Here is a 13,201-nt window from a genome sequence, read left to right on the forward strand (position 1 = left end):
TCATTTTAATCACTACTACTAGTATCTGCTAGGGCGAACGGCGTTATAGTAATATTTTCAAACACCTTACCAAGTAGCTCTGTGGCCACTGTAAAAGTCCACCTTGAATCCACAAAGTCATCTACTAAAAGAATATTTGCATCATTTATATTTACGTCATCCTGAATATATAAATGATCACGAATACTTTGCTCTTGAAGACGATTATTTAGAAATGATTTTTGTTCTGGTTCATTTGGATTTTTAGCAAGAATATTAACATACTTACATTGTAATGTGTATGCAAGTCGTTGTGCAAACTCTGGAACAAGTTTTGGTCTCCTGTTTGAAGGAATTGGAATTATTACTAATTCTTTTATATCAATTTCTTTTTCTCTTAAGAACCTTCTTAACTTATCGGCTGATGCATTGACGAGCACATCAGAGAAGTAGTTGTTATCGTATTTCCCACGACTCGCCTCCTGGCCAAGCTGTTCATGGTAATAACTCAACGCAATCCCTTGTTCATGTATAAACTCTAGGTTTCTATTAGTTAATGAGGATCTTTTACGAGGTTCAATTAAAATATAATTCTTTTTGAAAAATTTAGTAACATTAGCAATATCATCGCTAATTAAAACATCATTGGTTAAATCCCAAGCATCCTCTAGACATGCACTACATTTTCCACACCGTCTGGAATTAGGGTCATCCAATGCATGTGTTAAGTAAGCCATTTGGCAATCCTTTGTTTGTTGAAAATTAAGTAATTCCTGATATTCACGAACCTTTATACCAATGATAGAGTTATAATAATCCTGTTGGGAGATATAAGGTTTCAATGTGCGGTAATATTGTGATCTGGAATCCTTCCCAATAAAACCTTCAATTAATAATAACTTCAAAATTTGGTCTAGAGTAGACGACTTAATATTTATCTCTTGTTCAAGAGACGACTTCTTAACCTCATTGTTTTGACTTAAGAAATGGAGAACTAGATTAATATGTTCTTGCTTAGGGAAGGAATTATAGATAAAATACTCATTTATTTTACTTTCTTGCCCTCCCCCATAAAGAAGCACACATACAGCTTGATCTATGCCTCGCCCCGCCCTGCCTATTTGCTGATAATGCTCAACAACAGATTTAGGTGTGTAATAATGAATGACGAAGCTAATATCCACCTTATCAAAGCCCATACCAAGTGCAATAGTGGAAACAAGTACTTTAAGTTTATTATTTATTAGTCTATTTTCTAAATCAACTTTCACTTCTTCATTAAGACCACTATGATAAGCACTAGCATCAATCGCATTTTGCCGAAGCCATATAGCCAGACGTTCGCACTCTTTAATTGTTGTAGCATAGATAATTCCCGAACCCTCAAACCGTTCTAGGTTTTTCGCGATCCAAGCATACTTTTCCTCGGCAGTTGGTAGAAATACCTTATGTAGATGTAAAGATTCTCGTTGTAAGTCTCCACGAATAACTTCACAATCGCCTAATTGAGCTACTACATCCTCAATTACTCTGTTGTTTGCTGTTGCTGTAGTGGCTAAAACTGCAATGTTTTGTGGCAAAATTTGAAGAAGGTGGTGAATACGCCTATAATCTGGTCGAAAATCATGTCCCCAATCCGATATACAATGTGCTTCATCAACCACAAATAATCCTATTTCAAGTTGTGATAATAGTCTAACAAATTCTTCGTTTTGTAGTTGTTCTGGTGTAATAAACAGGACATCACATTCTCCAGTATTACAGCGATGAACAACAATTTCCCTTTCCTCTTTTGTCTTGTTTACTTGGTTATTTATACACTCTGCAATAATTCCATATCTTTCTGTACTTTCAATTTGATTTCTAGTCAACGCTAACAAGGGACTAATGATTAGTGTAACCCCTTCTCCCCGCTGTCGTAAAATCTTTGTAGCAAGGAAATAAACTAAACTTTTTCCCCAACCTGTCTTCTGAACAACAAGAACACGTTCCTTATGTAAAATACGGTTAATAGCTGTGTCTTGACCGTCTCGAAAACTCGCTTTTGTACCAAACACCTTTTTTAGTTCCTGTATATACATATTTTCACCCTTTACGATTTAATTTTGGATAAATTACGTCCTAATGTATTAATTGCAGTTCACTACTCAAAAGACCCTTTTCCCAAAAAGGTTAAAACAAAATATTTATCTAATCCCCATAATTCTTTGGTCTCCCCCCTACGATCTTTACATTTTTGGTAATTTATTCTTATTATATCACCCTATTAATTCCATTTAGTGATAAAATTTACTTTGTATCAAATTTAGAGAGAAATAGTAAGTATTATGATGTTTATTCTTTCGAAGTAGAAAGGGAAGAACTTATCGATATGACTTAAACTGTATATCTTCTTCGTAAAGTTAAACCAAAAAATGAATTTCTCACCCTTCTTAGATGCACTTAGTCTTAATTTAATTTAATAGTTTGTTTATTATCCTTAATGATTTAAGAAATATTTCCCTAAAGAGTATCCGATCAAAAGTAGTGAAAGGAGGCGTTTCTTTTGGTCTATGAATTCGGATTATTTAATAACCTTATGAGATCATATCCAACAGAAAAAGAGCATTTGTTTCATGCAATTGAATATATGATAAGCCATGGTACAGGAGGAGATATTTTAGATGAAATCTCACGAAAATCATTCAAAGACTCAAATGACGAGTATTTGAATCGTATAAAAAAAGAAGCTATCTCTCGTGAGGATGGATTATTTATTATCTATAGAGCATTGATAAAATGGTACGAGACTTGGAAAGATTCCTTTAGTAATTTTAGTAATAAAAACGCGCTTGTAAAATATAGAGAGCAGCCTACCCATACTTGGCTTCACTGTTTTTTAACTGGTCAACAAGCCCTTTTTCAAAATCTAATTGGAGAAGAATATGTTGTAGTTGAAAAAAACAAATGGGAAGAAAGCAAAAAAGAAGCTAAAAATTCAATTCAATATCTAACTCATGAAAAAAAAGAATTTGATTATAATCAGGAAAAAATAAACAGATTGCTTAAACTTTATAGAGTTGATGAAGAAATAAAATATAAAGAGTTATTACTTGATAAAAGAATAGCTGTTTTTCTTGAAGATCAGTGGACAGACAATCAAATAAACGAAATAAAAATAAAATATCACCTAAAAACAATAAAACAGTTTTCTGCTATTGAACCTACACATGATGTAGGAAATTTCGATTTTTACTTATTTCTTACTTCAAAAGCATCTCACTCTGCAAAATATAAATTAGAAAGTAGGGTTCCAAAAGACAATCTTTTTCTCATCAGCTCTACAAATTATTTTCTCGTAATAGAACAGTTTATAGAACAATTGAAAGGGAGAATTGCCCAATGAACAAAGAAAAGAAACAAACAGGCATATTGAAATCAATCCAAAAACGATTAGAAACTTTTCCAGACGTAAGTGAAGAGTACTTAGATAAAAATTTGTACTATAAAGAATTTAAATTTCAAGAAGATAACCTAGAAGAAATTGTTAACATGTTAGCAATAATACAATACACAATTAATTTAAACGAAGGAAAGTACCGTCAATTATTAGATAAAAAACTTCTAGATGCACAAGAGTCATTAATTAGAGCATGTAGTAATATTTATAGCGAAAGAATTAAGCTTAATCCAAAAATCCAACACCTTGTTCAATCCACAATTGTTCCTTATTATCACGGAAGGTTTGAGGTCAGTTTCTCAAGAGAAATTAGTTTCTTGCCTTTAGAGTTACGAATTTATATATATTCCAACCTATTGTCTATTGAAGCAAGTACAATTAGGCAGCAGTACTTAATGGACAGAATTGCATTAACGCTGCATAAAGCAGGAGAATCTTTCTTAGGTGATGTTGCAATCTTTATTTCATCTTGGTTAAAGTCGATTCTAAGCGAACTCACTTTCCGTCAAAAGTTATCAATCTCTTCATGCCTTGCAAGTGAAATAAAAAGTATTCATGAGGCATCAAAATTACGCGAAAGAATTCTTACTGATGCTCAAATGACCCCAGAAATTGCTGGGCAAGAGTTTTGGTATGGATTCAAGGGCTTTAGTAAATTGACGAATATACATAATGTAGAAGCTGCAAAGATATGCCTTGATATTTTTGCTGTATATTTTGAAGGATCATTCTCTGTAGTTAAAGAGATCCACCCATTACTAATTGAATATTATAAAACTCGTAATTCAACTAAAGTAGATAAACTAATTAAGCAAGAAGGCTTAGACGAGGTGACAATAGTTAGAAGATATTCGAAAATAGATTTAAATTCAAATACAGTTGAAGAGATGGAACTAGAGTATTCTAAGCAGATTGAAGATTACCAGAAACTTTATGTTGAAAAGGTGAATAAAAAATATAAGGAATTTAGTTATCTTTATATTAATCCTTCAAGTCCCAAAATATCCAAAAACACTTTAATGATTCCTGAAAAAATCTCTCAAGAAGAAGCTGTAATACACATCGAAAACCTGGAACATATTCTACGCTTTAAACGAATCACTTTGGCTAATTTTAGTGAATATATTTTAAACCTCAGCTCTTCTTTTATGAATTCTAATAAATGGGATTTAGGAACATTAAATATTATCATTGGATCTTTAAGTGATATATATGGCATGGTGTGGTTCCGAAATATAAAAGATTCCATTCCACTTCTAAGAATATTAGTAAAGATTTTAGGTACTAATACTGAGGACGAAATACATACTATGGGTACTGGATGGCCTGTTTCAATTATTATAGAAGATAGTCGTAATAGTACTATTACGACTAAAAATTTTATTATCTATAAATCTATGAATCAATTTATTAATTCTTATGTCGGGCTAACATATGTTTCTCAAAGTCCTTTATTAATGAGTGAAGATAGCATTGAAGATATAATAAGAATCGAGCAAAACCAACAAATTAATTGGGGAATAATAGAAAAAAGTACCTATTTAACAAAGTCAATGAGACAAAAAAGACTAAAAGCATGGAAAAAGATAAGAGATGAAAGAAATCGCATAATTACAAAACTAACTTCAATTGATCAGGCCCAAGAAATAATAAGCAATTCTAAATCTGAAAATATAACAGAGAAAAACATCGATACTCAAAATTCCTTTTGTCAAAATAAAAAAGTACAAGAAGATTTTTCAAACCTTCCTTATTTCGAAGGCTTCATATTCGAAGGTTTTATTGATAAGAAAAACAATCGATTCATTTGGAGGTATTTTATTAACCATAAAATTAATTTTATTAATATGAATAAGGCTAATATGAACAACCTTAAAGAATATGCTCAAGAGTGTCTCTTAACAGGGAGCCCTTTAATGGTGGAGGGGGATAAATCGAATGAATTATGGGCTGCTTCACACCCAATGCAAATAGAAACAGCATACGACGAGATTTCACAAATTATTAAGCAAATATAATCTATAGTAAATGAATACAAAAAGCAAAAACGGGGTCAGACCCCCAGCTCATTAGGTGTCCAAAAACCACTAAAAGAGACAAGGCGCCCGCCTTGTCCCTTTTTAACACTATTCACAGTGAACCTAACACACTCTCTCACCTTATATGTGCCAGTTCTCCCACTGTACTTATCTAAGCACGCAATAATGCTCCATTCGGCTCTTTTAACTCCTGCTCTACTATTTGATTCACCTTAGAGAAGTGGTCCAGAAATTGTTGTGCCAGCTCTTGTTCCTCCGTGTCACTTTTCAATGAAACGATGTCGCGCAAAATCTGAGCCATCCACGAATTATCAAAATAACGGTACTTACCTGTATTCCAAGTCGTTTTTTGAGGGGATTTTTCATTGACATAGTAGTTCCAAAAAGGCATCTGCTTCGATTCCTCGTCTGTAAGTTGGAGTCTGTAATGGGAATGGGCAGGAATATTTCCATCTTCACAAAGTTTACCGATGAAATTATCCTTTACCATATAGACACCTAATATCCGTCTGTCTTTTTCAAGCATGCCGGGATCGACCGCTGTCAGCAGGACCGCACTGTTTTGGTGTAAGCGACTGGGCTTGTTTGGCTTACCCTTATTATTACCACTTTTTATTTCACCAGAGGAAACCGTCCAATCTGAAAAGGAGCTACTCTGTTCTTCTGTATCGCACCTGTAAACCATCTGCGATTCGGGATGAAGTTTATGATTTTTCATAAGTTTTTCATGACCCACTCGAAGCTCTTGGTATTTTCTTTGCCGTTCCTTTTCCTCTTCCTTCTGCATTTCTTTCTCTTTGAGTTCCATTTCTTGCTCGTGTAAAATTTTTTCAAGTGAATTGGCAGCACTTTTATCATGTAGTTTCAAGTGTTGTCCAAATACATCCGGGTAAACAAATTTTTTATTTTCCGAGGCGAAATGTATTTCAACGACCGTATCATTATGTTTAACGATACTTCCCATACCAAACCGCTCATGTGTAACTTTCTTATTGATTAAATTCAATATATTAGTCCTCCTTGTATAATAACTCGGGTACTATTGCCTGAAAAGCTCACAAAAACTGTTTGAATTTCTCTTCGGAATAAATAAGGTATTTAACTAAACGTTCAATGTAAAAAATCACCAGATAATAATTATAGCATTTTTTTGATAAATATACAAATTCTTTGTTGACAACCTATTTTATTGCGAGGTAAAATGAAGTTTTGTTTAAACCTAAATGATTGGTACAATCCTAAGTTTATATCATTAAGCCGGTCAATCCCAGAATCATCAAATCCCTTTTTTACAGACATCCCTATCCAATAGTTATCTAAAAAACAAGGCGACCTCCAACTCATTTGGAGCAAACGCAAAGCAAGAAAAGCTGAATTCTTTTTGCCACTACTTTTATCAACAAATGAAAAAACCTCATTCGTACAAATGCACGAATAAGGTTTACCACCACAATTTATTCTGAAGAGTCTTCTATATTCTCCTCCGTCACCAACTTCAACGGCACCGGAATTTTCTTATCCACTTTCTCCCCCTGCAACACATCAGCCCCAGCCTGAACAGCCAACTGACCAATCTTCTCAGGCTGCTGAGCGACAGTTGCAGACAGATTACCATTACGAATGCTAGTCATCGCATCTTCATTTCCATCAAATCCAACGACTAACACGTCGCGACCAGAGCTCTGGATCGCCTGGCAAACCGGGGACGGTTCTTACTCTACTTTTTGGGTGAATTCCGGAGATGGTCGAAAGGAAAATGGTGGAATTCAGGCTCAATTGGCTCCATGATTGCTGTTATTATTTTCGGACTTATATTTATACTAATGCACGAAGGTACATTCGATTGGACAACTCTGGTTAGTCGTATAGTTTTTGTCCCTAATTATCTACTTTGTTTTAAATCTCTCAGCTCTAAATCTCTCACTTCCTTCCCTACCCCACTACCTCTCCCTAACAGGCACAAAAGAACCATAAACACCAATAAACGTCATTTCCTTCCCCATAAATCGGGTTGTATGAACAGAAATAAAAACATAATCATGATATTCTGAATTACGTTTAATCATTTTTTCCCCTAACGTCTTCAACGTTTTATTCTCTAAAGGTTGGTTCTCCCCAACTCTTTCACTGACAACACCTAACAGCCACTCTGCGTACATATCCTCTGTAGGCTTTGTCACATACATGCTGCTCAATAAAACCACCATCACGGCAACACTAACGATGATCCACTTCTTCATCACGATCCCCCTTTAGGAACAGGCAGAATGCTCATCCTGCCTGTTAGTTAATACATATATGTTAGAAGAACACTGGAGATGTATTCAATCAAGCCAACATCCCCCTCTAAAATGAAACATTCTGGCACTTTATCTAACTCATGTTTAAGATAACCTTCTCCATTTCCCTACTGCACTGTACAGAACGGGTATGAAGACAAGGGTGAGCAGTGTGCTGGTGGTCAGTCCGCCAATGACTGTGATAGCCAGTCCTTTTGATATCACACCTGAAGAGGATGTTGATAAAGCAAGTGGGACGAGTGCCAGGATCGTAGCAAGAGCCGTCATCAGAATGGGACGGAAGCGCGTTGTACAGGCTTCGACCACTGCATGCTCTAAGGCCATTCCGCTCATGCGATTGGCTTCTACGCGGTCCAGCATGACTACCGCATTGGTGACGACGATCCCGATTAGCATAAGCATCCCGATCATTCCACTCATGGATAGGGTTTCACCTGTGATCAGGAGGGCTCCCAGAGAGCCGATTGGGACAAATATCAATGATGAAAGGATCACAAAGGGGGTGATGACTCCTCCGTATGTGATGGTTAGCGTTAAGAACACCAGTCCTATGGCAATCATCATGGCCTGACCAAGGTCACGGAATCCTTCTGTCATCATGTCTTGTCCGCCACCGACTTCCCATTCGACTTCTTCTGAGATGGGGAGTGAGGCCACATCTTTTTCTACTTGTTCCGTGACGGATCCAACTTCCTCACTGACACTTTCTGCTGATAATGTGTAGGCAAGTTTGCCGTCTTTATGCTGAATACTTGCTGGAATGGACTGTTCCTGTATAGTTGCGAGTTCGATTAAAGGTTTTGGTCCCTGCGGTGTGAGGATCTCCGTATTTTCCAGTTCTTCTTTGTCACGGATGAGCTCGTTATATGTTACCACTACCTCAAGCTCTTTACTGTCAACCTCCATAATCCCCGCTGACAGTTCATTCATTTTTTCCTTTAGCTGCTGGTGGATACTATATTGATTGACACCTAGTTCAACGGCTTCATCTGTTAATTCCAATTTGTATTTCGTTTGAAGCTTTTGTGCAGAGCTGGACACATCCGTTAATTGGTCATTTTCACGTAAGGCACCTCCTACCTGATCGGCAGCATCGAGGAGAGCCTCTACATTCTCACTGTAGAGGGTGATGTCAATCGTCTTTCCAGATGGAGGTCCTTCCTGCTGTACCTCCTGCATTCGAACGGTGCTGTCTTTGTATGATGCTGAGACCAGTTCGGTTATTTCTTCTTCCAGGGCTTTTCGTTCTGTTGTCACGGTGTACCCATCTTTTAATTGAATAAAGAAGGTGGCTTTATAATCAGCCGATGCTTTTTGCTTTAATTGATTCGTGTTATTGACGGATCCTACAGAGCCTTGAACGTACTTTACGGATGCTTCGTTCAAGAGCATGTCTTCTATTTCTTTTGCAAGCGTATCGGTTTCTTCAAGTGTTGTGGACACTGGAAGTTCAATGTCTGCCTCTACTGCACTTGCCGGACCACTTGGCAGAAAGGACTTGCCGATGAATGGTACCAGGAAGAGAGCTCCGGCCAATAATACTGCTGCACTTACCATGACGATCTTTTTATGGTTCAGTGACCCTTTTAATAACCGGTGGTATGCCTTTTGAATCCATCCCTGCTTCTCTTCATGGCGTCCTTCTTTTAAAAGGGCCAAAGCCAAAACAGGGATGAGGATGAATGCCACAAGCAGGGAAAGAACAATCGATGTCACCACGGCAATCGAGAACGGTTTAAAGAACTCTCCTACAATTCCCCCTACAAAAGCCAAGGGCAGAAACACTACAACGGTAGCCACCGTAGAAGACGTGACCGCTCCGATGACTTCTTTGGTAGCGTTCAGAATGAGCTCCCGTTTTGACAGCTCTTTTTTCTTATGCATCCATTGGAACATGTTCTCGATGACGACAATACTATCGTCGACAATCCGGCCGATCGCCACTGCCATCCCTCCAAGCGTCATGATGTTTAAGGAGTATCCCAAATAGTCAAGAACGGCAATGGTCCCTAGAATCGAAATCGGCAACGATAATATGGCAATGAACGTGGCCCGAAAATTTCTTAAAAACAACAGGATGATCATGATTGTAAATAAGGCACCGAATCCGCCTTCCTTTAATAGGGAGTTGACGGATTTCTCTACCTCTTTCCCTTGATCAGTGATGGTGTATACTTCAAAGTCAAACGAATCATTGAAGTCTTCCACCTCTTCTTTTACAAGCTCAACCACCTCAGCCGTATTCGCATCCTGTGTTTTCGTTACATTTAACAAAAGTGCCGGTTTTCCATTATACCGGGTGATGCTGTTCTGTTCGTCAACTTCTTTGATTTCAGCCACATCACTTAAGGAAATGAACGTTGATTTCTGAGGCTGGGGCTGGTTCCCTTGTTGAGGGACAGGGATTTGGATCTTCTTCATCTCTTCAACGCTGGAAATGTCCCCTTCTATACTAACCGGGATCTTTCCTTCTTCATCTAGACTTCCAAGCGGCAGCACGTGGTTTTTCTCGTTCAAAACATTGATGATGCTTGTCACGGATACCCCGTTCTCCGCTGCTTTTTCTTCGTCTACTTCTACGACCAGCTTGGTTGTGGATGTTCCTGAGACTGTTACGTCACTCACACCTGCAATGGTTTGAAGCTGTGGTGCAAGACTATCCGTTACATCATTTTGTAACGCTGATAATTCATCATCTGCAAAGGCAATTTGATAAATAGGCTTTGCACTGGCTGATAACCGTTTATACGTAAGAGTGGCATCTTCAGGCAGCGTAAGCTTACTGATGGCCGATTGAATGTCACGTTCCCGTTCATCCATGTCTTCATCAAAGTCATAGCTTACTTGAATCATGGCACTGTTTGCCCCTGTTGTACTCGTTAATTCTTCATATGGGGCCAGTTTTTCAACCGCTTCCTCGATTGGCAGTGTGATATCCTGCTCCACTTTTTCGGAGGAATGGTTCGGATATCCCACCTGTATCATAAGGGTTGGAACCTCCACATCAGGGTAAGTTTCCAACTTAATCGTATTTGTTGATAGTAAACCTGCTGCCACCACCAGGATCGTTAAAACAAGGATGGCAACACTGTTTTTTAAGCTGAAATCAATCCATTTTTTCATATTCCGCATGTCCCCTTTCGATTATGATTTCACTATAAAAGAGAAATGTGCCCTGAATATGACCAAGAAACATAAAAAAAGGCAGACTCTATAGAAGAGTTTGCCGCTATTTCGGGAGGACGATATAAATAGAAGTTCCTGCTCCAACTTCACTTTTAATGGAGATTTGACCTTCATGAAGGTCAATGATTTTCTTGACAATGGCCAGCCCTAATCCACTGCCCTGGCCTGAACGGACCCTTGCTTTGTCCACCTTGTAAAACCGGTCAAAAATATGCGGAAGATCCTTTTCAGGAATCCCCATCCCCGTGTCGGAAAAATCAACGTGGATGTTGTTTTCTATCTCCCTTACCGCTACTTTAATTTCGCCACAGGGATTGGAGTATTTGATACTGTTGGTGAGTAAGTTATGCCATACCTGCTCTAATTGCAATCGGTCTGCTGTGATCTCTGCTTTTTCAACCTTTTCTAAATCCAACTCAAGTTTTTTTCAAGCCATTGGGGCTGATGGCTTAAGAAAACGTGCCTGATTTGTTGATCGAGGCGAAAGGTTTCTTTCTCCAGTAATGAATCCTTATTTTCCAACACGGACAGTTTTAATAAGTTCTCACTCAGCTTTGCAAGTCGTTCACTTTCTTTTTGAATAATGGTTAAGTAATGATCCCGCTGTTCTTTTGAAAACTCATTTTCCTTCAACGCAACAGCAAATCCCCTGATCGATGTCAAAGGTGATTGTAAATCATGGGAAACATTGGATATAAATTCTTTTCTCATCGTTTCCAGTTTCATCAGTTCCGTAGTCATTTTGTTAAAGCTTCTGACCAATTCGCCGATTTCATCTTTTTGCTGAATGGAGTTGATTTGCTTGAAGTCACCTTTTGCGATTTTGGTTGTCAACGCGGTCAGCTTTTTGATTGGATTGACTAATAGGTAAGCTGCCAGTAAATAAAGTAAGCTGCCAATCATCAACACATACATTAATACGGTAATCAGAGCCTCTTTAATAACATCAATGCGATCCATGATTCTTGGCTTGAGAAAAAGCGCATATCTCGTTTCCTCCACTTGAAATGGCAAACCGATTGTCACTTTCTTTAACAATCTTTTTTCCGTGGATTTCACTCGATACACGCCTCCATTCAGCACTTTCCGGACGTCTGAAGGGGCTGCCAATGGTTCATCCGTATGTTTTCCATAAACCTTCACTTCTCCATCATCTGAATAGAGGGCTATCGTCATGGCTGGTATACCCGCTAAATAGCCTTCAAGGTTCTCTTGTCCCATCGTTTTCTGTAACTGAATGATCCCCTTGCCAGCCTGGATCATTTCTTCCTCCAACTCATTTAACACACGTTCTTGATAATAGCTGAAAGTAATAAAGAAAGCGGCTGTCAAACTTATTCCTACAACCAAAATAAATGTGACTACAACGCGAACATATAACGTGTTAAACATCCTTCGATACCTCTAAACGATAGCCCAGTCCCCTGATTGTCAAGATATCAAAAGCCGTTTGTTGATTTAATTTTTTTCTTATTTTCTTAATATGTGAATCGACGGTTCGATCAAAGCCTTCAAAATCACTTCCCCAAACTTCTTCTATTAACTGGTCTCTTGAGAACACTTGACCAGGATGACTGGCAAGTTTGTACAGGAGTTGAAACTCTTTTAAAGGAAAAAGAACAGGCTCATGATTAACGGTCACTTCCATCCTGTTCGCATCGATGATGACATTTCCAATGGATACTCTATCTGCCGTATTGATTTTGTATCTCCTCAACAGCGCTTTAATCCGCATCATTAACTCATGTGCATCAAATGGCTTGACAATATAATCATCCGTCCCTTGCTGAAAGCCTTTTACTTTATCTTCGCTCTCACCCTTAGCCGTAACCATTAAAATCGGCAGGTCATATAACTCCCTTATTTCCTTACAAAGCTCCCAGCCATTTTTATTTGGCATCATCACATCAATGATACATAAATGAACGGTACGCTCAGATAAAAGATTCGCAGCCTCTACACCATCGTTTGCTTCTACAACTGTATATCCCTCTTTTTTCAAATAGATTCCGATCAGTTCCCTGATGAAATGATCATCATCTGCTACTAAAATGGTGGCCAAGATAACACCTCATTCTAAAAAATATCTTTATGTACAACCAGGAGTAAGAAATTTTATATCGATTGTCACCATTATAGTATAGGTGATGAGATAAAAATAATATCACTGCATATTCTTCATTTGCTTTATTGCGCACTCAACACAATGTCTGATTCATCTGCATGAGGAACGTTTTCCTATATACAATAGAAGTTTT

At 37.7% G+C, this 13,201-nt stretch carries 9 protein-coding genes and 1 pseudogene; 2 read left to right on the top strand and 8 right to left on the bottom strand.

Annotation, left to right across the window (positions count from 1 at the left end; genetic code table 11):
* Positions 1 to 5: 5 nt before the first annotated feature.
* Positions 6 to 2,060: a RecQ family ATP-dependent DNA helicase gene (locus tag FZC88_RS19035; protein WP_148996051.1), complete on the bottom strand. Its 2,055-nt coding sequence runs from the start codon at positions 2,058 to 2,060 to the stop codon at positions 6 to 8.
* Between the two features lie 464 nt (positions 2,061 to 2,524).
* On the opposite strand from FZC88_RS19035, the gene FZC88_RS19040 reads away from it, so the two are divergent.
* On the top strand, positions 2,525 to 3,364 hold the full coding sequence (locus FZC88_RS19040; protein ID WP_148996052.1) for a hypothetical protein: 840 nt from the start codon (positions 2,525 to 2,527) through the stop codon (positions 3,362 to 3,364).
* Positions 3,361 to 5,436, top strand: coding sequence for a hypothetical protein (locus FZC88_RS19045; protein ID WP_148996053.1), 2,076 nt, complete (start codon positions 3,361 to 3,363; stop codon positions 5,434 to 5,436). Before FZC88_RS19040 ends, FZC88_RS19045 begins: the two co-directional genes overlap by 4 nt.
* A gap of 172 nt (positions 5,437 to 5,608) precedes the next feature.
* On the opposite strand, the gene FZC88_RS19050 is transcribed toward FZC88_RS19045, so the two are convergent.
* The 7 genes and pseudogenes from FZC88_RS19050 to FZC88_RS19075 form a co-directional block, all read right to left on the bottom strand.
* Complete coding sequence (locus tag FZC88_RS19050) at positions 5,609 to 6,463, bottom strand: malate synthase (protein WP_148996054.1); 855 nt, start codon at positions 6,461 to 6,463, stop codon at positions 5,609 to 5,611.
* A 448-nt stretch (positions 6,464 to 6,911) separates the two neighbouring features.
* Positions 6,912 to 7,151 (bottom strand): annotated as a pseudogene (locus tag FZC88_RS19055) (substrate-binding domain-containing protein); the annotation flags it as partial.
* A gap of 246 nt (positions 7,152 to 7,397) precedes the next feature.
* Positions 7,398 to 7,697, bottom strand: coding sequence for a hypothetical protein (locus tag FZC88_RS19060; protein WP_148996056.1), 300 nt, complete (start codon positions 7,695 to 7,697; stop codon positions 7,398 to 7,400).
* Positions 7,698 to 7,841: 144 nt separating this feature from the next.
* Entirely contained in the window at positions 7,842 to 10,880 is a 3,039-nt protein-coding gene (locus FZC88_RS19065; RefSeq protein WP_148996057.1) for an efflux RND transporter permease subunit, read from the bottom strand.
* Positions 10,881 to 10,986: 106 nt separating this feature from the next.
* Positions 10,987 to 11,358: a sensor histidine kinase gene (locus tag FZC88_RS24590; RefSeq protein WP_262371977.1), complete on the bottom strand. Its 372-nt coding sequence runs from the start codon at positions 11,356 to 11,358 to the stop codon at positions 10,987 to 10,989.
* Positions 11,349 to 12,335 (bottom strand): sensor histidine kinase, encoded by a 987-nt coding sequence (locus tag FZC88_RS19070; RefSeq protein ID WP_262371978.1) that lies wholly within the window; start codon positions 12,333 to 12,335, stop codon positions 11,349 to 11,351. Before FZC88_RS19070 ends, FZC88_RS24590 begins: the two co-directional genes overlap by 10 nt.
* Complete coding sequence (locus tag FZC88_RS19075; protein WP_148996058.1) at positions 12,328 to 13,005, bottom strand: response regulator transcription factor; 678 nt, start codon at positions 13,003 to 13,005, stop codon at positions 12,328 to 12,330. The genes FZC88_RS19070 and FZC88_RS19075 overlap by 8 nt, the downstream gene beginning before the upstream one ends.
* Positions 13,006 to 13,201 lie beyond the last annotated feature (196 nt).

The sequence above is a fragment of the Rossellomorea aquimaris genome (assembly GCF_008180865.1).
GTDB lineage: Bacteria > Bacillota > Bacilli > Bacillales > Bacillaceae_B > Rossellomorea > Rossellomorea yichunensis.